Genomic DNA, 22005 nt, shown 5'->3' on the forward strand with positions numbered 1-22005 from the left:
CGTCACTTGTCTGTAGTATTGAAATTTCTTGGGGCTGATTCTGGACTCGACGGGATTGTGAAGCCTTAGGAGCATGCCGAGGGGCGGTTTGCCTCGTAAAAAGCCGCAAAAAAATAGTCGCAAACGACGAAAACTACGCTTTAGCAGCTTAATAACCTGCTTTGAAGCCCTCCCTCCCTAGCTTCCGCTCTTAAGACGGGGATCAAGAGAGGTCAAACCCAAAAGAGATCGTGTGGATGCCTTGCCTGGGGTTGAAGCACTAAATCTAATCAGGCTAGTTTGTCAGTGGCGTGTCTGTCCGCAGCTGGCCGGCGAATGTAAAGACTGACTAAGCATGTAGTGCCGACGGTGTAGTAATTTCGGACGCGGGTTCAACTCCCGCCAGCTCCACCAAAATCCTTCGAAGATGATTCCAGAGTCATCCGTAGAAGTCCTAGAAGCCCGCACGGCACAAGCCTTGCGGGCTTTTTTGTGTCTGTAACCTTCCGAGACGATCCGCCTGAATCCGGTGATAATTGGTATACGCTAGAATGTATGCCAATTATGTATACCAATTCATGCAGGAAATATAGACATGGCAAGGACTACGCGTCCATTAACCAACACAGAAGTGCTACGCGCCAAAGCAGATGATAAGGATATGACTCTGCATGATGGCGACGGGCTTTTTTTGGTAATTAAAACCAGTGGCAAAAAGCTTTGGCGCTTCCGCTATCAACGTCCAGTCACGAAACAACGGACAATGATCGGATTAGGGGCCTTCCCTGCTCTTTCACTTACGAATGCCCGCAGCTTGAGAGCAGACTATCTTGCCCTCTTAGCCAACGGGATCGATCCGCAAGTACAAGCAGAGGTTGCAGTGGAACAGCAACAAATTGCTTTAGATAGCATTTTCTCAACAGTGGCCGCTAATTGGTTCCAGCTCAAAAGTAAAAGCGTCACGCCTGACTACGCAAAAGACATTTGGCGTTCTTTGGAAAAAGATATGTTCCCTGCGGTCGGGTATATCCCAGTCCAACAAATAAAAGCCAGAATGTTAGTTGAGGCTCTTGAGCCGATTAAGGCGCGCGGAGCACTGGAGACGGTTCGTAGATTGGTGCAACGTATCAACGAAATAATGACATATGCTGTTAATACCGGTTTAATTGATGCCAATCCAGCATCTGGAGTTGGTATGGCTTTTGAAAAGCCAAAAAAAAAGCATTTACCCACGTTACGCCCAGAAGAACTACCTATGCTCTTACAATGCATTCATTCGTCAGGTCTTTCTATCTCTACTCGCTGCCTTATTAAATGGCAGTTATTAACCGTTGTACGCCCTTCTGAAGCTTCAGGTGCCCGCTGGTCAGAGATTGATTTCGACGAAAATTTGTGGGAAATTCCTATGGAGCGTATGAAAGCCAGAAGAGCACATGTAGTACCGCTATCTTCCCAGGCTATGAAAATATTGGAAATAATGAAAAATATTAGTTCTCATAGGGAGTTTATATTTCCAAGTAGAAATGACCCAAAAAAACCGATGAATAGTCAGACTGCAAATGCTGCTTTGAAGAGAATTGGATTTGGTGGGAAATTAGTAGCTCATGGTTTCCGAGCTATCGCCAGTACAGCAATGAACGAAAATGGTTTCAATTCAGATATTATTGAGGCGGCACTTGCGCATTGTGATAAGAACGAAGTACGCCGTGCATATAATCGCTCTACATACCTCAGCCATAGAAAGAAATTGATGGAGTGGTGGGGTAATTTTATAGATCAAAAAGGAAATTAGATGGATTACAAGCATAGAGTTAATGAAGTTAAAAAGTTCGTTTATCAATGCATTATCCAAGGTGCCTGTGCCGAAGAGCTGTTAAAATACCTGTATGTAGATGGGGAGATTATAGGGAAAGAATCTGCTTTATGGGATTTTAAATATGAGCTCAACTCTGACGATACATCTCTTTCCAAGGTAATTAAGCAAATTAGTAGCTTTTATAATAGCTACGGTGGGTACATAATATATGGAATTGAGGAAACTATCAAGGATCGTGAATTTAAGCCCGTAAGCTTTGATTCAAATAAAGTTAACCCCGCACAGCTACGCACATTATTAAATAACAACCTTGACATTGCAATTGATATAACCGTTAGCGCGGCAACAATTACATATGACAATCAGAGCTTTATAATTACCGCGATACACATCCCACAACGAACTAAAGAGATTGGCACCCCCGCAAAATTCATTAAAAATGCAAAAAAAAATAAAACTGATAACTCTGCAAAGCTAGAATTTTGCGAGGGTGATGTGTTTTTAAGAAAACTCGACGAATGTAAAAAAGCAACGTTATCTGAAGATTGGCAATTTCTTTTCTCAGATAGAAATTTAATCTTTACTAATGTTAATAAAATAAATATTAGCCTTGAGCATAATCTTCCCGATAAGAAAATGATATGTGCTGATTTTTTTGGACGTAAAAATTTCTTATCACTCTTATGGGAATGGTTATCAGATCCATTTGAATACACTAAAATACTTGCAGGAGATGGGGGTAAAGGAAAAACTTCTTTAGCTTATAAATTTTGTCAAGAGTTCATTGAATCACCACCTTTTGGTTTTGAGAGAATTGTATGGCTTAGCGCTAAAGAGAAACAATTTTCTGGCATTAGCAATGACTATTTTGATTTAAGACAAGCTGATTTTTACGACTTTAATAGTTTCCTGCTTACTCTTTCAGATTATTGTGCTTTAGATACTGAAGATTTAGAGAACACATCAACTCAAGGAATAAAAACAAAACTTAGAGCTGCTTTACCTGTATTTCCAAGTCTAATAATTGTTGATAACGTCGATTCATTACAAAACAACGATCAACTACTAATTGTTGATGCTTGCCGACAATTTGGTCAGAATAACATACGATTCTTGATAACCACACGCAATCGATTCTCCTACTCAGATGATTCTTGCATTCCAATTACAGGATTAGAGAGAAAAGATTATGATGATTTTATTAAGTCATCATCTGAGAAATATAAACTTAACATTCCAAAACCTAAACAAATTGAACTTATCTATAATGCTACTGATGGATCTCCGCTACTCACGCAATCCATCCTCAGACTTTGTAAATTGGGTGATAATTTTGAATCGGCAGTTTTAGAATGGAAAGGCCAAGCCGGAGAAGATGCCCGTAACGCTGCGCTGTTAAGAGAAATAATGAGTTTAGATTTTGATGCTAAGAAAGTTATATTATGTATTTTCTATTTCGATAGCTGCTCAAAATCCGAACTTGAACAAGCTTGTGGATTTGCAAAAATAAAGCTCAATGATGCCTTACAACAGCTACAGTCTCTTTTCTTAGTTAATGCACCAAAGTTCATTGATAATGAAGATCGCTTCTCCATTTCTAATACAACCAAGCTTTTGATAAATGGAATACAAAGCGAATTATCTACAGACTACTTAAAATTAAAAAGGGATATTACGAATTCACGGCGAGGTATAAACACATCAGCTAGAAAGGGTAATGTTAAACGTATTGGACTAGCAATTAGTCAAGCTTTAGCTTTGATGAAATCAAAACGTGAATCTGAAGCAATTAGTACAATTACAAATGAACTGCAAAGACAACCTAAAAACCCTGATTTGCTCCTCGCACATGCGCGATGTATTTTGGAATGCGACAAACCAAATTATGAAGAAGCGAGGAAGTTATTAAGAGAGTCTTATGACAATGGTCAGGACAAAGAAATACTATTCGACTTTTGGTATAATTGCGAAAGCTCAATGTCCTCAACTACTGGTGAAATAGAAGTTTCAAAGCTCGCTTTAAGTAAAAACAAATTCAAAGAATATAAATGGTGCTATTATTTAGCTAAAAGCCTAGCATTTCGTTCTTCTTTGAGGCGAGGCGCAGATAAGGTAAATGACCTTATTGAAGCCAGCACATATCTATCTCGCGCTATTAAGGACTCACACAATAGCAATAGAGATATTCACAAATCCGAGTCGAATGAAATACATAATCTTATATGGAATATACTTGAGAATGACTCTTCGATCGGCTGGGCTGCCTCTTTCGATTACATGATAAAGCTTATTTCGCATGGAGACATTAGAGCTTTTGTATTTAAAAACACTCACAAATGTATTTTAGAAGCAGAATCGGAAGCTAGAAATCAAAAATCAAAATTACACGTAATTAGAATGAAAGAGAGATTTAATAGATCAATCATGGAATTAAGAAAACCGATCCCTGCATTAAATGATTTACTTTTTGATACAACTGAAAAATTTTAGGCTCTACCACGCGCGTGGGTTAACCCACGCGTTCCCGTGAGCTTTTGAGGGCAGTTTAAAAATGCTCTTATCTTAAAATCAAATACTAACTATTTTTCACACACCTGACCTTCCTGCGCGCGCTCGTACCCCCGCCACGCCTGCCCGCTTTATGTAGCGGTTTTCATGCGGCTGCATGAGTCCCTTCAGGCCGCGCCACTGCTGGCCTGAATTGCATAAACTCAGCTGCATTTATTCATGCGTTTTCATGCAGCATAGGCATGCACTCATGCGAATCAGGCTTGCCAGAGAAAAGAGATGAAAAAAACCGGCACGATGGCCGGTAAAGTGTGGCTGATAAAACTCAGCCGGGGGCGTTCTGGCGGTTCGATAGTCTGCTGGCTGATCCATAACGGTTCAGCGTCTGCCGTGGTGGCGGTGATTCTTTCTCAGGGACGTCTTCAGTTACCTTCTGCGGTTTCATGATAATGGTGTCCAGGCTCTCCAGCGTTGTGAACGTGCAGGAACAGTCGATATTACGACACTTATACCACGTCTTTTTTAACGTACCTGTCTGATATTCGCTGGTACGCGTGTGTGCGGTCATGCTGCATTCAGGGCATTTCATTGCCATCACGTTTTATCCTTCTGTTTAGCGCCAGTCCCCGTCCAGGCCGGAGTTAACGGTTTATAAAATCCGTTATCGTTAGCTTTCTTTGTAGGGGGAGAGCCAATGGCGGCTCCGGTGAATGCATTGTGCCGTTGCTGGCACAGTCGAGCTATCGGATGGCGTTGTGTGATGGCCCCGACACAATGACCTTCATCTGGCTGGCGGCAAGGTGACATACTGGCTCCTTGTTCAACTTTTATGTTTATATATATCCTTCACCATTCTTCACCTCAATAAAAAAGAGAGTAAATACAGTATATTAAAGGGTGAACAATTAAGGGTTATCCCTTCACCCAGTGTTCACCATGCTTCACCTAGCTTTTTATGCAGATAAACCTTTTCGAGTGTTTATTTCGATTGATTCAACAAGAATTAATCATTAAAAGCGACTTGCATAATTCATCTCGGCACTATTGGTCTATATTGACCACTATTTACCTGTGTGAAAAAGAGGCGGTTATTTTTCACCCATTTGTGCCAGCTACAACACCATTTCGCCTTGTTGCTTTGGCAGTAAATATGCTGAGAATAAAGAGCTACCCGACTCCGGACGTATCCGTCCGTATCACCACGGACTCAATAAGAGGTAGCTCATGCACACCGTATTATCCGCAAACTCCTCCGCTCCTGCGGCCCCGGCTTTACCGTCAAACCCGGCGCTGAACGACCGCTTCCTGCGACTGCCGGAAGTCATGCATGTCTGCGGCCTGTCCCGCTCCACCATTTACGACCTTATCAGCCGTAACGCCTTCCCGGCGCAGGTGTCGCTTGGCGGCAAGAACGTGGCATGGCTCGCCAGCGAAATCAGCGTCTGGATGAGTGATCGCATTGCAGCACGCGGTCAGGAGCGCACCGCATGAGGTTTTTAAACCTTGCAGGTAAATCACGCCAACCCTTTGTCGCGCTTACAATGCCGCCTGTGCATGCGACTGGCGCCGGGAAGGGTAAACCGCTACAGACGCAGCATTCCGGAACAACGCAGCCAGCCTTAAGCCTGCTAAGCACAGGCGTCCCGGCCTCCGGTATCCGGACTGTTTCCCGTGGCGAGATTCATCCCGCCAGCTTCTGAGGTTGCCTGATGTCACTTTTAACTCCTGCCTCCGGCTTGCGCGCCGGGGCCATTCCCTGGTACAGTAATTCCGCTGTCGCAAAATCGGCAGCCGGGATTGGCGTCCTGAATATAACGTTGGCGACACCAGACGCGCCTTGCGTCTTTTTTTGTGTCTGTGCCTTGATGCACCCATTTTCCGGGCGACGGTTCTGTATCCGTTGTACCTTCCGCGTAATGGTGGCTCAGGCGGGGGCTTCTCACGAAGCGCCGGTTTCCAATGTTGCCGGTTACGCCAACCCCGTCTGGGCTACCACCAGTGAAATTGGCGTTTCCGGTGGTAGCTGTACGCTACTAACATTGGAGACTGCCATCATGGCTACGGTCCTTAATTCCCCATACCCTCAGTTTGTTTTCGTCTTTGCCGCCGTCCGCCGCTGCGAGCGCCAGCAGCATATTCATATGCTCCGCACCGTTGCCGCCGATGAGCGTGCCGCACGCCTTTCGCTGGCCCGCGACTACGTGCTGTCCTTTGCCGCACGCCTGCCGGTCCGGGAGGTGCGCGCATGACTCACGCCACGATTTCTCACGCCGACCTGGTACGCCTTGAACATCTCCGCAACGCCGGGCGCTTCGTCAGCGATATGACCGCCTTTCAGGAGTGCCACGAACTGCCGCAGCCCGCTCAGCGCGCGCAGCTGGCTTCGCTGGTCTTTCTCATCACCGAGCAGCTGGATGACGTGGTGACGCGCTGCCAGAACAACTGGATGAACGCGGAGGCTGAATCATGAAAAACCGCACCCTTTCGCCTGAACTGCGCGCCGCGCTTTCACGCCGCGCCGTCGCCTGCGCGTGGCTGACAATCTGCCATGAACAGAAGCGCTACCCCGGCCTGACGCTGACGCGCCTTGAGCACGTCATCGAAACCGAGCTGGAGGGCTTTTACCTGCGCCAGCACGGGCGCCAGCGCGGGCAGGAAATTGCCTGCGCGCTGCTGGATGACCTGCTGTCCTCCGGGCCGCTGAAGTCGGCCCCGCGCCTGAGCTTTCTCGGCCAGGTGATGATGGATGAACTCTGCGGGCGCATGACAGACGCGCCGGTGCTGCACTGAGGGAGAACAGAACGATGAAAATGACCGTATCAGAGGCGGCCACCGCAGCCCGGGGCCACTGGCCCCGCATACTCCCCGCGCTGGGCGTGAAGGTAATCAAAAACCGCCACATGCCGTGCCCGGTCTGTCAGGGAACGGACCGCTTTCGCTTCGAAGATATAGACGGGCGCGGCACGTGGATTTGTAATCAGTGCGGAGCCGGTGACGGCATGGACCTGGTGAAAAAGGCGCTCAGCATTACGTTCTTAGAGGCCGCCGCGCGCGTAAACGACCTGACCGGCAACCTGCCGCCGGTGGCTGCCGGCATCAGTGCGGCAGCCGGTCCCGAAACGGACGAGGCATCACGCGCCGCAGCGTCTACACTGGCGCATCAGCTGGTCAGCACGGCAAAGGAAACGGCGGGCAACGCTTATCTGTCCCGTAAAGGCCTGCCAGAGCAGGCGTGCCTTACGCTTTCGAAGGCGCATAAGGTGGCGTTAACGACCTACCGTACCGGCGATTTAGTTGTGCCCCTGCACGACATGAGCGGCCAGCTGGTTAACGTACAGCTTATCAATGCCAGCGGAGAGAAGCGCACGCTCAAGGGCGGCCAGGTGAAAGGCGCCTGCCACGTTCTCAGCAGCGCTAAGCCTGCAAAGCGCATCTGGCTTGCAGAGGGCTACGCGACCGGCCTGACGGTGCACAACCTGACCGGTGATGAGGTGTGGGTTGCGCTCTCATCGGGCAACCTCCTTTCTCTGGCTGGCCTTGCCCGGGAAAAGCACGCCACGCTGCAGCTGATGATAGCCGCCGACCGCGACCTTAACGGCAACGGTCAGGATAAGGCGAAGAAGGCCGCCGATGCCAGTAACGCCGTCGTCGCGCTGCCGCCCGTGTTCGGCGACTGGAACGACGCCTTTGTGCAGCTCGGCGACGTCCCGACGAAGCAGGCGCTTGCTGAGGCCGCCGCACCCGCCACCGCCAGCCCGTTTGACGTGATGAGCGAAGCGGAGTTTTCGGCGATGAGCGCCAGCGAAAAAGCGGAGCGCGTTGCTGAGCACTATCGTAATGCGCTTGCGGTGGATGCCAGCGGCGAAATCCTGTCACGCTACAGGGCGGGCGCGTGGAAGGTCATTTCCGGGAAGCAGTTTGAGCGCGACGTGGCGAAATTATTCCAGCGGCTGCGCGCGCCGTTCTCGGCGGGCAAGATTTCAGGCGTGGTGGATACGCTGAAGCTGATGCTGCCGCAGCAGTCCGACCCGGCGCGCCGCCTGATAGGTTTCCGCAACGGCGTACTGGACACCCGTACCGGCAGCTTCAGCCCGCACAGCAAACGCTTCTGGCTGCGCACGGTCAGCGAAGTGGACTTTACCCCGCCGGTTAAAGGCGAGACGCTGGCGGCCCACGCGCCGCACTTCTGGCAGTGGCTGGACCGCGCCGCCGGACGCGACGCGGCAAAGCGCGATATTATTCTCGCCGCGCTGTTTATGGTGCTGGCGAACCGCTACGACTGGCAGCTGTTTCTGGAGGTGACGGGCCCCGGCGGCAGCGGTAAAAGTATCATGGCCGAAATCGCCACCATGCTGGCCGGAACGGACAACACCACGTCCGCGACCATCGAGACGCTGGAGTCATCGCGCGAGCGTGCGGCGGTGATTGGCTTCTCGCTGATAATTCTGCCCGACCAGGAGAAGTGGAGCGGCGACGGCGCGGGCATCAAGGCGATCACCGGCGGCGACGCGGTATCCGTGGACCCGAAATACCGCGATGCTTACTCAACGCACATTCCGGCGGTGATTCTGGCGGTAAACAACAATCCGATGCGCTTCACCGACCGCAGCGGCGGCGTATCGCGCCGCCGGGTTATTCTGCACTTCCCGGAAATTATCCCGGCAAACGAGCGCGATCCGCAGCTGAAGGAAAAAATCAGCGGCGAGCTGGCCGTTATCGTGCGCCAGCTGATGCAGCAGTTCAGCCAGCCGCAGGACGCAAGGGCGTTGCTTCAGTCGCAGCAGAACTCCGATGAGGCGATGCGCATTAAGCGCGACGCGGATCCGATGGTGGACTTCTGCGGCTATCTGTTCACCACGCCGGAACCTACTTCGCTTTACATGGGGAACGCCAGCATCAGGCCCTTACAGCCGAGACGTTATCTCTATCACGCCTATCTGGCTTACATGGAGGCGAACGGCTACAGGAATCCACTCAGCATGAAGATGTTCAGTCTGTCGCTGGAGAGCATTATGCGTGAGTACGGGCATCATTATCTGAAGCGGCGCACGAAGCTGGGGATGCAGACCAATCTCGATCTGACTGAGGAAAGCAGCAGCGACTGGTTACCAAAGTGTGACGTCGCCTAATTAGCTGAATAAACGGAACCGGCGAAAGCCGGTTTTTTTAAAGCAAGGTTGCTACGTACTACGCTAAACTTTCCGTAGTCATGAATTCATAACCACACCAAGTCTTTCACAATAGAGATAATGCCCTGTATTCCAGGGCATCACAAAATACTATTTATAAACGGTCGCAGTGCCACGAATTTTGTCGCCTTCATTACCAGAAGTAATGACGAAATACTTGCCACCTAACTCATCTGCTTTCTGTGAAATATCTTTCATAGCATCTGATGGCGCAGTGTATTCTTTTGTCGTGCTGACTTCGCCTACCTTCTCATACTGCTTTGCTTCCTCTTTTGTGATTTCCTTAGCAGCAAAAGCTGATGAACACACCACAGTTGTTAAGGCCAGAGCTATCAAACTTACCGAAATCTTTTTCATTATTTCACCCTTGTGATTTGAAATATCAGACTTCTTTAACCGCCCTAAAATGATTAGCCTGGATTCCGTTAAAAGCAAATAATTAAAATATTAATACCCAACTGGCGCTTCTAATGCTGAATGTGAGTTTTATAGCCTGACTTGAGAGCCCACCATACATGGATGGTGGTTAAGGTTTGGAAAACCTCTTCATTTTAAATTTTCTAAAACCCACCCTTCGCCAATAGGAATAATCTTATTGGCGAAATTCCGAAAAAAAACCCATTGAACACCAGATCGACAGCCCCTTGATTCCAATGATTTTAATTTTATAGCAATGTATTTATAAAGTGATCCCCTCCTATTTTAAAGCCTTTGTGATTCAATGAAATAAGATGCATTTACCACTAACCTCATTCATCAGTGTGTAAATTTGATTTTCATCAAAAAATTTGCGAGTCGACTTACTAATTCCTTACATTCATGTTGCTGAAATTCAAACTTTGGCTAAGTTAAATATCAAAATGTAAATAAAACCGTCTTATCCTCGGGTTATGTTTAATTCTCATAATGCCCGACCTCTTCCCCCGCTTCGGGTGATTCTTATTTTGCTACCAGAGATAATTCAATTTTCTTTCTATACCACGAGCAGTCTTGAGTTAAGTGGCATGAGGATTGTTGAAATACTAATGGATTAATGTGACCGGATGTTCTTAACCCTGTTTAAGAGAGAGTTCCATGCGCAAAATAATAGCCCTGGCCTTTTTATTTAATCTTTCTTCTGCATGCGCGAGTGGACTTTATCTATATGAAATTGGTACTGATGATATAGGCCTTGCCGGTGCAGGTCAGGCGGCGCGTGCGCAGGATGCCTCAACGCTTTTTACCAATCCTGCTGGCATGACCCTGTTGCCAGATAAAATGCTCACTTTGGGTGCGCAGGCATTATATGGCGACGCGCCTTACCGACTGGACGACGATGCACAACTGAGCGGTAACAGCCCTGGGAATGTCATTGGCTGGTTTCCCGGTGGCAGCGCTTTCTACACGCAACGTATCAGCCCAACCTTCAGCGCCGGAGTTGGATTTTATGGCAACTACGGACTTGGCCTGCATTTCGGTGACTGGGCTGGTGACAACCTGATTAAAGACAGCACGCTGCTGGCCGTAACGCTGATGCCCGCGCTGGCCTGGCAAATCAATGATGCCTTCTCTCTCGGTGCGGGAGTTGGCATCAACTATGGCCTGCTGAAAATCAAGCGCGCCCGAGGCGATGAGCTATCCGATCATGACTGGGCGCTCAACGGCAAAATAGGTGCGTTATGGCAGTTAACCCCACAAACGCGTGCCGGATTAACCTATAGCAGCCGGACCAATTATCACTTCAACGTTAACAACACGGTCCGTCTTGACCAGCTGAATAACTCTCCTTCCTGGACGTTGCCTATCGCAGCCACCGTCAATACGCCCCAACAAATCATGCTCAGCGTTTTCCATCAGTTGAACGATCGCTGGGCTGTTATGGGGGATGCGGGATGGCAAGACTGGAGTGATTACAGCAACAGCGAAATTACCGTGGCAGGCAATCAGGTGGGCGACAACGGGCGTCTGCGTGATACCTGGCACCTCGCACTCGGCACCCAGTTCAAACTCTCTGCTGACTGGACGTTAAACACCGGCGTTGCCTTTGACAGCAGCTTCTACCGCAACCAGCAGGATACCTCTCTGACGATGCCGTCTGGCGATACCTGGCGCTGGGGCGTTGGTGCGCGTTACCAACTCGATCCTGACAGCAGCATCGGCGCCGCCTTCGAATACGCGCACATTGACTCGTCACAGGTCGCATCGCCGCTGGTCAAAGGACGCTATGACAATCCTGCTCTCTATTTCTTTGGCATCAACTACAGCCGGACTTTCTGACCCGGCCAACTAAGGAGGCGCATCACATAACTTACTGTCGAACGATTTGACCGGGCGGGCGATACCTATGCCTTTCCTACGAGAGTCCACTTATCTGGAGCACAGAAATGTCAAAAGTGCCATTTTGCAAATCGCTGCTCGCCTCGATGTTGTCTGTCGCCTGCTGTGCGACCAGCGCTTATGCAGCCCCGGCCAGCAATACCACGACGGCGCCGGAGCAGAACAATCAAAAGCCCAACATTGTAGTGATATTCGGAGATGACATCGGTTACTGGAATCTCAGTACCTACAATCAGGGAACGATGGGCTATAAAACACCGAATATCGACAGCATTGCCGCTGAAGGGGCGAAGTTCACCTCGTATTACGCTGAACAGAGTTCCACCGCTGGACGATCTTCATTTATCACCGGTCAGATGCCGTTCCGCACCGGTATGAGTAAAGTCGGTATGCCAGGCGCGCCGCAGGGACTGCAGAAAGAAGATCCTACCATCGCCAGCGTGCTAAAACAGCTGGGCTATGCCACTGGTCAGTTCGGCAAAAACCATCTCGGCGACCGTAATGAGTTTCTGCCAACCGCACACGGTTTCGATGAGTTTATGGGCAATCTCTATCACCTGAATGCGGAAGAAGAGCCGGAGAATGCCGATTATCCAAAAGATCCTGAGTTCAAGAAACAGTTCGGTCCGCGCGGCGTAATTAAATCTACGGCAGATGGAAAAATTGAGGATACCGGCCCGCTCAATACCAAACGTATGGAAACGGTGGATGAAGAGACCCTTGCGGCTAACAACGACTTTATGGAGCGTCAGGTCAAAGCCAATAAGCCGTTCTTTACCTGGTTCAACACCACCCGCATGCATAACAAAACCCACATCAAGGCCGCTGATAAAGGTGTAACCGGGCTGGGCGATTATGCTGACGGCATGGTGGAGCACGATAAAATCGTGGGTGAAGTGCTGAAGAAAATTAAAGATCTTGGCATTGAAGACAACACTATCGTGCTTTACACCACCGATAACGGTCCGATGATCGCCACCTGGCCGGATGCGGGTATGACGCCGTTCCGCGGTGAGAAAAACACCGGCTGGGAGGGCGGATTCCGCGTACCGGCGATGGTCAAATGGCCGGGACACATTAAGCCGGGCACCATGATCAACGATATTTTCGGCAGCAATGACTGGTTCCCAACGTTTGTTGCTGCTGCCGGCGTACCGGACATCAAGGAACAACTGCTGAAAGGCTACAAAACCACCGCCATGACCTACAAGGTCCATCTCGACGGATATAACCAACTCGACTACTTGACCGGTAAAACCCAGGAAGACCCGCGCAAAGAGTTCTTCTACTGGAGTGATGATGGGGATCTGCTGGCGATGCGTTACGGCCGCTGGAAGGCGCATTTCATGATTCAGGAACATACCGGGCTCGATTTGTGGAAATACCCGTTTGTCAAAATGCGTATCCCGTTGATTTTCAATCTGGAAATCGACCCGCTTGAAAAAGGCGATAGCGGTATGGATTACAACCACTGGTTCTATGATCGCTTGTACCTGCTGGGCGGTGCGCAGAAATACGCCACTGAAATGCTGCAAAGCTTCAAAGAGTTCCCGCCGCGTCAGAAACCGGGATCATTTACCGTCTCTGATGTGTCGAAACTTATTGAGGAAGGCAGTCCGGCCACCAACTGATGCTCTGACCACAACACCGGGTGAACTACTTCACCCGGTACTCAGGAGACGTTCATGAAATACAGCACAACGTTGCCGGTTAAACCGCTGCCTACGGCGGAAAAGTTCAGCGGCAAAGGACCGGCTTACACCCGCCGTTTTCACGTCATGGCAAAGCCGACCGGGTCGCGTTGCAATATAGACTGCAACTACTGCTTTTACCTGCATAAAGAACAGCTTCTGGAACAGGACAGACACAGCGGTATGAGCGATGAGGTGCTGGAGACCTTCATCCGGCAATATATCGACAGCCAGGATGGCGAGCAGGTGGTTTTCTCCTGGCAAGGCGGCGAACCGACGCTGATGGGGCTGGAGTACTTTGAAAAAATCGTGGTACTGCAAAAGAAATATCAGAAACCGGGGCAACGCATTGAAAACGATCTGCAGACCAACGGTATTCTGATTAATGACCACTGGGCGCGCTTTCTTCGTCAGCACAATTTCCTGGTCGGCATTTCGATTGATGGCCCGGCTGAACTGCACGATCGCTACCGCGTGACGCGCAGCGGTAAACCCACGTTTGAAAAAGTGATGGCGGGCGTTGCTGCGTTGAAGCGCCATCATGTTCCCTTTAACGCTCTGGTTACCGTCAACCGCACCAACGCGCGCTTCCCGCTTGAGGTTTATCGTTTTCTGACGCGCGAACTGGGTGCCACCTATATCCAGTTCAATCCCTGCGTTGAGCCGGTTGATTTCAAGCAAACGGCACCGCAGTTCTGGCACGACGACACCATTCCGGTAACCGGTTCACGCCGCGCGCGCCCCGGCGACCTCGACTCCATCGTCACCGACTGGTCTGTCGATCCGGATGACTGGGGACGCTTCTTAATTGCGGTGTTCGAAGAGTGGGTGAACAACGATTTAGGCCGCGTGCAGGTCAACCTGTTTGAAACGGCGGTGGCGCAGACCATGGGGATGCCGGCGCAGATATGCATCACCTCAGAGTTCTGCGGCAAAGGCCTGGCAATTGAGAAAAACGGCGACATCTTCTCCTGCGATCACTACGTCTATCCCGAATACAAGTTAGGCAATGTGCAGAGCACCAAACTGGCGCACATGGCCTTTTCCGAGCGGCAAAAAGCCTTTGGTTTAGGTAAGCGCGATACGCTGCCCGCTGCCTGCAAACGCTGCCCTTACCTGAAACTCTGTTATGGCGAATGCCCGAAAAACCGCATCGTCAGGAGTGAAGAAGGCGAGCTGGGCATGAATTATCTCTGCCCCGGCATTAAAGCATTCTTTGATTATGCGCAGCCGATGCTGGTAGGCATCGTCACGCTGCTGGAACGTCAGACGGTGGAACCTGCCTAATGAATAATCGTGAAAAGCTGCTGGCGCTGGAAGCCAGTATGAATCAGCAGGTGATTGGACAGCAGGAGCTGGTGCGGATGCTGATCGTCGCCTTGTTGTGTGACGGGCATGTGCTGCTGGAAGGCCTACCGGGTCTGGCGAAAACCCGTGCGGTGCGTGAACTGGCGCGTCACATCGAAGGCGAATTCCGTCGCATTCAGTTCACGCCTGACCTGCTGCCTTCCGATATTACCGGCAGCGAAATTTATCAGCAAAATGCCACGCGTGAAGAGGATCAGTTTCGTTTTCGTCCCGGCCCGGTATTCGGCAACATTATCCTCGCCGATGAAATCAACCGCGCCTCAGCGCGCGTGCAGTCGGCGCTGCTGGAGGCGATGGAAGAGCGTCATGTGACCGTTGCGGGCAAAACCTGGCCGCTGCCGGGGATATTCATGGTGCTGGCGACACAAAACCCGGTCGATCAGGAAGGCACCTGGCCGTTACCCGAAGCCCAGCTTGACCGTTTTCTGATGAAAGTGATTGTCGATTATCCGTCGAAAGAGAATGAGCAACTGGTCATGCAACTGGTGCGTGCTGAGCAGCAGGCAAAATACCAGGCAGCGCAGCATGAAGCTCCTACACCAGAAACTGACTTGCTGATCAGCCAACAGAACATCGCCGATTGCTGGCGTGAAATTGCCTCCGTATATGTGGCGCCTACGGTAGAACAGTACATCGTCAATCTGGTGGAGATGACGCGTCATCCCGATCAGGTCAGCGATGCCTTTGCCAGTTATATCAGCCTCGGCATCAGCCCGCGCGGCACGCTGGCCCTTGATCGCTGTGGTCGCGCCTGCGCGTGGCTGGATGGTCGTGATGCAGTATTGCCTGAAGATATTCAACGCATTGCCCCAGCCGTGCTGCGCCATCGCCTGCTTCTGAGCTATCAGGCCAACGCCGACAACTGCACAGCCGATCAGGCAATCGCCATGCTTCTTAATGCAGTGGTGGCATGATGCCGCAGCCGCTGACGCTGGAAATGGCCGATCTGATGGCGCTGGAAGGTGACGCTCAGCGACTCGATAATCCGCCGGGGCAAATCCCACCCGGCGCGTTAACCGGTGAACGCGTATCCCGCCAGCAGGGACGTGGGCTGAATTTCGATAGCTTACGCCGCTATCAGCCGGGCGATGACGTCAGGTTGATTGACTGGAAAGCCACCGCCCGCCTGCGTACACCATGGATTCGCCTTTACAATGAGGAACGGGAACGCCCGGTATTTCTCCTCGTGGATCAGCGACTGGAGATGTACTTCGGAACCCGCATGCAGATGAAATCGGTGGCCGCCGGAAACATTGCCGGATTGCTGGCATGGCGAAGCTGGCATGATGGTGATCGGCTGGGCTGCGCGATATTGGGCGATGATGAACTGGCGCTGCATCCCTGCCGCGCGCCGAAACGCAACCTGATGCCGATCCTCACTGACCTTCAGCGCATCAATGCACAGCTTCCCGCGCATTATGCGCAACACCCTCGCCAAACCGTCTCTCTGTCAGACGCGCTGCAACGTATCGTCCGTTTGCTGCCTTCCGGCAGCTGGCTGGGGATCATCAGTGATTTTCACGATCTTGATGCGCGCTGTGATGCGGTGTTAGCTCATCTGCGCCGCCGCTGCGAAATTACCGCCTACGTCACGCTTGATGATCTTCATCGCCGCCTGCCGCCGCGCGGCCAGCTGGCGGCTTATTACCAGGATGTCAGCACCACACTCAATCTCACCTCACAGCTCAGCGATCGGGTTCAGCAGAGCGTCACCGAGCGTCTGTCGCAGCAGCAGCGCCGGTTACAGCGCCTGGGCATTACGGTAAAAACCGTGGTTACCGGTGAGGCGGTTCTGCCGCAGCTACAACAGGAGGACGTGCATGCTGGCAAAAGGATTTAGCACGCCGGAACTGGCACATCCCGCTTTGCCCGCCGCCGCGTCATGGTTCCCGTTGCCTGCAGGCTGGATGGTGCTCGGCGTGATGTTGTTGCTGGCGATGTTGATTGCCCTGCTGGTAGGGCTCGCCCGCTTTCGTCGCAATCGCTGGCGCCGCGAAGCGAGAAAACAGCTTGAGCAACAGCAGGTAGACGGCTGGATTGCACTGATTAAGCGGGTGCTGCTGGTGCAACACCCGCGCGCCCAGGTCAGCCAGTGGCAAACGCCTGAACAACTTCTGGCGCAGACATCGCTGGACGAAGAATTGCGCACGCTGATGTGTCGTCGATATTGTCAGCCGGACAATCGGCTGGAAAGCAGTATCAATCAGCGTATTGCCCTGCAGTTACGCCAGTGGCTGGAGACGCTGCCTCATGTCTGAGTTTATTTCGCGCATTGATTTTGCCTGGCCGTGGGCGGGCGTGCTGCTGTTTTTACCGTTGCTGACTCACTATCTGTTTCCTGCAAAGCAGCCGGTGAGTGAACAGGTTCGGGTCCCTTTTTTACCTGAACTGGCTGAAGCCCTGCAACTCTCGGCACCCGCACCGCAAGCCAGCTGGCAACATCGGCTGCTGTTCTGGGCGGTATGGATATTAATGATTACTGCACTTGCCCGGCCGGAATATCTGATGCCGCCAAAAACGCTGATAAAACCCATGCGCAATATTGTGCTGATTCTCGATGTTTCCGGCTCAATGGAAAAAAACGACGGTGAGAACGGTCAGACGCGCTTGCAAGCGGTTCAGCAAACGGTGCGTACTTTTATCAGCCAGCGCAAAAATGATCGTATCGGTCTGGTTATTTTTGCCAGTCAGGCGTGGCCTTTCGCGCCGATCAGCGAAGATAAGCAGGCGCTGCAGTCGCGCATCAGCCAGCTCGCACCGGGCATGGTTGGTCAGCAAACGGCAATAGGCGATGCGCTGGGCGTGGCGGTGAAACTGCTGGACCACAGCCTTGAAGCCGATGCCTCGAAAATGGCGATTCTGCTGACAGATGGCAACGACACCGCCTCTCAACTGCAACCCACGCTCGCCGCACAGCTCGCCGCCTCGCATCACGTTATGGTGCACACCATCGCCTTTGGTGATGTCAACAGCAGCGGTGAGGATAAAGTCGATACGGCGCTGCTGGAAAACATTGCTCATATCACCGGCGGTAACGCGTGGCGCGCCGCCACCAACCGCGATGCGCTGGCGCAGGTCTGGCAGCAAATTGATGCGCAGACGCCGGAACAGGTGAAAACGCTGGGTTTATCCTGGCATCGCCCGCTGTTTATCTGGCCGTTAGCCTTCGCGTTACTTGTGTTACTGCTGTTTGCCATTAGCAGCACCATGATGAGGCGACGCGCATGAGCGATTTCCACTTCATTTATCCCTGGCGATTACTGGGTTTGCTGCTTTGTCCGCTGCTCTATTTTTTGGCCCAGCGCTCAGGCAGTGCCTGGCATCGTGTGATGGAAAAGCCGTTTGCGGATGCGTTGATCAAAGGCCAGCGTGTGCGGGCGCGACAAGTACTGCCGTGGCTGTTTGCCTTAGGGGTTTTGGCGTTAGCCGGTCCGAGCTGGCAACGCGACTTGCCTGCCGCCTTCACGCCAGAAAACAATGTGATGGTGATCATGCAGCAGGATCTCAGCATGCTGGCGCAGGATGTGCCGCCTGACCGTCATCAGCGTATGCAGCAGAAAATTGCCGCGCTGATGGCGCAGCTGCCCGGCAGCCACTTTGGTTTAGTGGTTTACAGCGCAAATGCCTGGCTCACCACACCACTAACCAATGATGCGGATTTTTATAACCTCTTCCTGACGGCACAGCAGCCCACGCTGGTACCGCAGGGCGAGGGATCAGGACTGCGGCAGGCGGTCGCCCTTGCGCTTAAAAATCTGCCTTCAACGCCTGACGCTCCACGTGCGCTGATACTGGTTGCTGATAGTGTCGCACAACAGGACGCAGACTGGCTGCGGCAGCAAAATCTGCCGCTGCAGATCTGGGTGGCGGGCACGGCCAACGGTGGTAGATTGCCGGAAGCGCAGGCATCTCAGGGCATTGATACGCGACTTAACGTCGCGCGCTTCGAGCAAATTCGCGATGGCGGCATTCCGGTGACGCTGGTATCTGCCGAAGATGATGATCTGCGCGCGGTCAACGGTAACATTCAGCAGAGCGTGACGGCGCAGCAGAACAGCCGACAGGATTTGCAGTGGAAGAACAGCGGCTATCTGCTGGTCATTCCTGTATTGCTGCTGTTACTGCTGTGGCGGCAACAGCTGCTCTGTCTGGCTGTCGTGATGCTGCCGTTATTTATCTGGTCTCCTGGCAGTTCAGCCGCACTGCTGGACGCCTGGGTCCGCCCCGATGTGCAGGGACAATTCGCCTTCAATCACGGTAACTATGATGCCGCCGCCCAGCGTTTTCAGGATCCGTTGCGACGCGGCATCGCCTTCTATTACGCCCAGGATTACGTCCAGGCGCTGGGGGCTTTTCGTGAGGTTCCCGCCACGGCTGAAAGTCTGTTGTGGATTGGCAACTGTTACGCTCAGCAAAAATCCTGGCAGCAGGCGCTGAACAGCTACGACCAGGCACTGAGTTTACGGCCTGAATGGGCAATGGCTCAGGAGAATCGGGCGAAGATTTCCCGTATCATCATGCAGTTGCGGCAGAAAGAACGCGACCGGCAGGCCGATCAGCATGAGCAAAAAGATGAAGACCCTGACGCCATCAAGCACGATCTCAAACCCGATCAGGGGGTGAACCAGCTGGATATGAAGCCCATCGCCGCCGCCGCGCCCTCGGCTGAACAGTGGTATAGCAATCTGACCCTTTCGCCCGGCGGTTTACTGGAGAATCTCTACCGCTCAGCGCCGGCGGAGGCACCATGAAGCGACTTCTGCTTTGTCTGCTGTTGCTACTTAGCCTGCCGGTGCGCGCCGAAATGACCATGATGCGTGAGTTGATTGCCCCGGAACAACTGGTGCCAGGACAGCCGATCACGATTGCTGTGACCTTCTGGACGGACAGCTGGTTTAATCCGCCGCCGCAATGGCCGGAAATGGTGATTGAGAACGGTAACCTGCTAAACACGCCACTGCCCAACCAACTGGTTACGCGCAATAGCGACGGTATCAGCTGGAGCGGCATCCGCATGGAACGTCAGGTGATGGCGTGGGATCAGGGCACACTTCGCTTTCCTGCCGCAGATGTGGTGATGCGTTCAGCGAATCAGCCGCCAAAAACGGTGTCGCTGCCGGTCCTGCAGAAGTCGGTCAACTGGCCTGCCGATGTGCGTCAGCCGGACCGTTTTTTACCCGCCAGCACTCTTGAACTCTCGCAGCAATGGCAACTTTACCGCGCAACAGAAGATAAGCAGTTACATGTTGGTGACGTGATTGAGCGCGTGGTGACATTGCGTGCCACCGATGTGATTGCGGTGCAAATCCCGCAGCTGCTGTATGCCATTCCCGGTTCCGGTGCGCAACGTTTGCCGCCGATCAATAGCAACCTGACGCAAGGGCGGGATGAGATTGTCGGCGCTCAGCGTGAAGAACGGCTGCGTTATCTGCCTTCTCAGTCCGGCGAACTGGTGATCCCGCCTTTGCGTTTACGTTGGTGGGATACGCGCCAGCATCAGTGGCAACTGGCCGAATTACCCGGTGCGCATTACACCATTGCGGCAGCGCGTCCAGCTGGCAGTGAACAGACGCTGAAAGCTCGCGCCCCGACGCACTGGAAGCCGTTGTTGGCGGGATCGGCGATGGTACTGGCGCTGCTTCTTCTGGGCTTCTTTTTCCGGCGCACCCTTAGCCATAGCCTGCAACGGCTGGTCCATCGCACGCGCGAATACTGGCGGACCGTCCCGCTGCCTGACCTCATTCCGACCAAAAGGAAAAGATGATGAAATTAAAACCCCTGCTGGCATTGCTGATTACTGCTCATCTTGGTTCGGCTTTTGCGGCAGACGATCCGCTCAGTAGCTGGAATGAGGGTCACGCCAAACAGGCGATTGAGACGTGGGTGCATGAAACCACCACAGCGAATAGCAAAGACTTCATCCCTGTAAATCAACGTTATGTGGTGTTTGATAATGACGGCACATTGTGGCCGGAAGCGCCGCTGACGTTTCAGCTGCAATTCGTTATTGATGAAATTAAACGCCTCGCCCCACAGCATCCGGAATGGAAAAGCGATGCGTTGGTGCAGGCAGTGATTAACGAGGATATGAAAACCGTGGTGCAGGCTGGCAAAAAGGGGCTGATGCAGCTGATGGCGCTGACGCACAGCGGCATGACGACGGAAGAATTTAGCCAGCGCGTCAGTAACTGGGTCGATAGCCACCGGCATGCACGTTTTGGCTGTCGCTATGATCAACTGGGCTACCAGCCGATGCGCCAGCTGCTCGATTATCTGCGCGCTAACGGCTTCAAAACCTGGATTGTGTCCGGCGGCGGCATCGATTTTATGCGCGTACTGGCCGAAAAAATGTACGGCATCCCGCCTGAACAGGTGGTCGGCTCCTTTTCGCTGAGTGAGTTCTCTCTGACCGACAACGGTACGCAATTGCGTAAAACCATGAACGGCGCGTTTTACGATGATGAAGCGATGAAACCGGTCGCCATCCATCTGTTCATGGGGCGGCGTCCGGTCGGTGCCTTCGGTAACAGCGACGGCGATGTGCCGATGCTTCAGTACACTTCCGCTAATCCGACGTACAAATCCTTTGGTTTACTGGTTCATCACACCGATGCTGCGCGTGAATATGCCTACGACGCGCATCCGCCCGCCAGTGGCAAACTTATTAGCGGGCTCAAACTGGCACCGCAAAAAGGTTGGGTCATCGTCGATATGAAGAAAGAGTGGAAAACGGTGTTTGACCCTGCGCAGTGTGCCGCGACTCAAGGCAATCAGTGAGTGGCTTAGCCGGGTTACTAATTATGGCCGAAACAGGCCGGGAGGAAATATGAAATACCTGATACCCATCGTTTTGACGCTGTTGATGTCACCTATGGTCGCCCAGGCTAACTCGGCCTATGAAAATCTGGCCTTTGCACTGAGGCAGCAGAAAATTACCGATGACCTGCGCCACAAGTGTCAGATACCGACGACGGTATCCGATGAACAATTACGCACTCACTTTCTGGATAGCACCCATGATAACTCTGCCGTGCTGTCAGCCGTAAAAGCGCTGACCGAAAACAACCAACAGCGGTATCAGACCTTCCTGAGCCAGGTCAAATGCCCGGATTGACTATTTACTGGCTGGCCGGAGAGT

The 22005-nt window shown here is 52.1% G+C and carries 20 protein-coding genes and 1 other RNA gene; 19 read left to right on the top strand and 2 right to left on the bottom strand.

Annotated elements, in window-relative coordinates; translation table 11 throughout:
- Positions 1–30: 30 nt before the first annotated feature.
- The 3 genes from ssrA (at position 31) to PO881_RS14450 (ending at position 4285) form a co-directional block, all read left to right on the top strand.
- Positions 31–393: a transfer-messenger RNA gene (gene ssrA / locus PO881_RS14440) on the top strand.
- Between the two features lie 181 nt (positions 394–574).
- Positions 575–1771, top strand: coding sequence for an integrase domain-containing protein (locus PO881_RS14445; protein WP_280171975.1), 1197 nt, complete (start codon positions 575–577; stop codon positions 1769–1771).
- A complete protein-coding gene (locus PO881_RS14450; protein WP_280171976.1) occupies positions 1772–4285 on the top strand; it encodes an ATP-binding protein in 2514 nt (837 codons plus the stop codon).
- 343 nt (positions 4286–4628) lie between these two features.
- On the opposite strand, the gene PO881_RS14455 is transcribed toward PO881_RS14450, so the two are convergent.
- Entirely contained in the window at positions 4629–4898 is a 270-nt protein-coding gene (locus PO881_RS14455) for an ogr/Delta-like zinc finger family protein (RefSeq protein WP_280172905.1), read from the bottom strand.
- Positions 4899–5527: 629 nt separating this feature from the next.
- Here PO881_RS14455 and PO881_RS14460 point away from each other — a divergent pair.
- From PO881_RS14460 to PO881_RS14480, 5 genes are all read left to right on the top strand, one after another.
- Positions 5528–5794 carry an AlpA family transcriptional regulator gene (locus tag PO881_RS14460; RefSeq protein WP_280171977.1) on the top strand — a complete coding sequence of 89 codons (267 nt, stop codon included), beginning with the start codon at positions 5528–5530 and terminating at the stop codon, positions 5792–5794.
- A gap of 218 nt (positions 5795–6012) precedes the next feature.
- Complete coding sequence (locus tag PO881_RS14465; RefSeq protein ID WP_280171978.1) at positions 6013–6552, top strand: host cell division inhibitor Icd-like protein; 540 nt, start codon at positions 6013–6015, stop codon at positions 6550–6552.
- Complete coding sequence (locus PO881_RS14470) at positions 6549–6773, top strand: hypothetical protein (RefSeq protein WP_110867847.1); 225 nt, start codon at positions 6549–6551, stop codon at positions 6771–6773. Before PO881_RS14465 ends, PO881_RS14470 begins: the two co-directional genes overlap by 4 nt.
- Entirely contained in the window at positions 6770–7093 is a 324-nt protein-coding gene (locus PO881_RS14475) for a DUF5375 domain-containing protein (RefSeq protein ID WP_280171979.1), read from the top strand. Before PO881_RS14470 ends, PO881_RS14475 begins: the two co-directional genes overlap by 4 nt.
- A gap of 14 nt (positions 7094–7107) precedes the next feature.
- Positions 7108–9432 (top strand): phage/plasmid primase, P4 family, encoded by a 2325-nt coding sequence (locus PO881_RS14480; protein ID WP_280171980.1) that lies wholly within the window; start codon positions 7108–7110, stop codon positions 9430–9432.
- Between the two features lie 150 nt (positions 9433–9582).
- On the opposite strand, the gene PO881_RS14485 is transcribed toward PO881_RS14480, so the two are convergent.
- Positions 9583–9849: a YdgH/BhsA/McbA-like domain containing protein gene (locus PO881_RS14485; RefSeq protein WP_280171981.1), complete on the bottom strand. Its 267-nt coding sequence runs from the start codon at positions 9847–9849 to the stop codon at positions 9583–9585.
- A 717-nt stretch (positions 9850–10566) separates the two neighbouring features.
- Here PO881_RS14485 and PO881_RS14490 point away from each other — a divergent pair.
- The 11 genes from PO881_RS14490 (at position 10567) to PO881_RS14540 (ending at position 21981) form a co-directional block, all read left to right on the top strand.
- Complete coding sequence (locus PO881_RS14490; RefSeq protein ID WP_280171982.1) at positions 10567–11748, top strand: outer membrane protein transport protein; 1182 nt, start codon at positions 10567–10569, stop codon at positions 11746–11748.
- Positions 11749–11855: 107 nt separating this feature from the next.
- Entirely contained in the window at positions 11856–13439 is a 1584-nt protein-coding gene (locus PO881_RS14495; protein WP_280171983.1) for an arylsulfatase, read from the top strand.
- A gap of 54 nt (positions 13440–13493) precedes the next feature.
- The gene (locus PO881_RS14500) at positions 13494–14786 is read left to right on the top strand and encodes an anaerobic sulfatase maturase (protein ID WP_280171984.1); all 1293 of its coding nucleotides are present in this window, start codon (positions 13494–13496) and stop codon (positions 14784–14786) included.
- Positions 14786–15781 carry a MoxR family ATPase gene (locus PO881_RS14505; protein ID WP_280171985.1) on the top strand — a complete coding sequence of 332 codons (996 nt, stop codon included), beginning with the start codon at positions 14786–14788 and terminating at the stop codon, positions 15779–15781. The genes PO881_RS14500 and PO881_RS14505 overlap by 1 nt, the downstream gene beginning before the upstream one ends.
- Positions 15781–16707 (top strand): DUF58 domain-containing protein, encoded by a 927-nt coding sequence (locus tag PO881_RS14510; protein WP_280172906.1) that lies wholly within the window; start codon positions 15781–15783, stop codon positions 16705–16707. The genes PO881_RS14505 and PO881_RS14510 overlap by 1 nt, the downstream gene beginning before the upstream one ends.
- Entirely contained in the window at positions 16688–17125 is a 438-nt protein-coding gene (locus PO881_RS14515; protein ID WP_280171986.1) for a DUF4381 family protein, read from the top strand. The genes PO881_RS14510 and PO881_RS14515 overlap by 20 nt, the downstream gene beginning before the upstream one ends.
- Positions 17118–18095, top strand: coding sequence for a VWA domain-containing protein (locus PO881_RS14520; RefSeq protein WP_280171987.1), 978 nt, complete (start codon positions 17118–17120; stop codon positions 18093–18095). Before PO881_RS14515 ends, PO881_RS14520 begins: the two co-directional genes overlap by 8 nt.
- Positions 18092–19618, top strand: coding sequence for a VWA domain-containing protein (locus PO881_RS14525; protein ID WP_280171988.1), 1527 nt, complete (start codon positions 18092–18094; stop codon positions 19616–19618). The genes PO881_RS14520 and PO881_RS14525 overlap by 4 nt, the downstream gene beginning before the upstream one ends.
- A complete protein-coding gene (locus tag PO881_RS14530) occupies positions 19615–20631 on the top strand; it encodes an oxygen tolerance domain protein (protein ID WP_280171989.1) in 1017 nt (338 codons plus the stop codon). The genes PO881_RS14525 and PO881_RS14530 overlap by 4 nt, the downstream gene beginning before the upstream one ends.
- Positions 20631–21644 carry an HAD family hydrolase gene (locus PO881_RS14535; RefSeq protein ID WP_280172907.1) on the top strand — a complete coding sequence of 338 codons (1014 nt, stop codon included), beginning with the start codon at positions 20631–20633 and terminating at the stop codon, positions 21642–21644. The genes PO881_RS14530 and PO881_RS14535 overlap by 1 nt, the downstream gene beginning before the upstream one ends.
- Before the next feature lie 49 nt (positions 21645–21693).
- The gene (locus PO881_RS14540; RefSeq protein ID WP_176971617.1) at positions 21694–21981 is read left to right on the top strand and encodes a YicS family protein; all 288 of its coding nucleotides are present in this window, start codon (positions 21694–21696) and stop codon (positions 21979–21981) included.
- Positions 21982–22005 lie beyond the last annotated feature (24 nt).

It is taken from the genome of Pantoea sp. SS70 (assembly GCF_029866845.1).
Lineage (GTDB): Bacteria > Pseudomonadota > Gammaproteobacteria > Enterobacterales > Enterobacteriaceae > Pantoea > Pantoea leporis.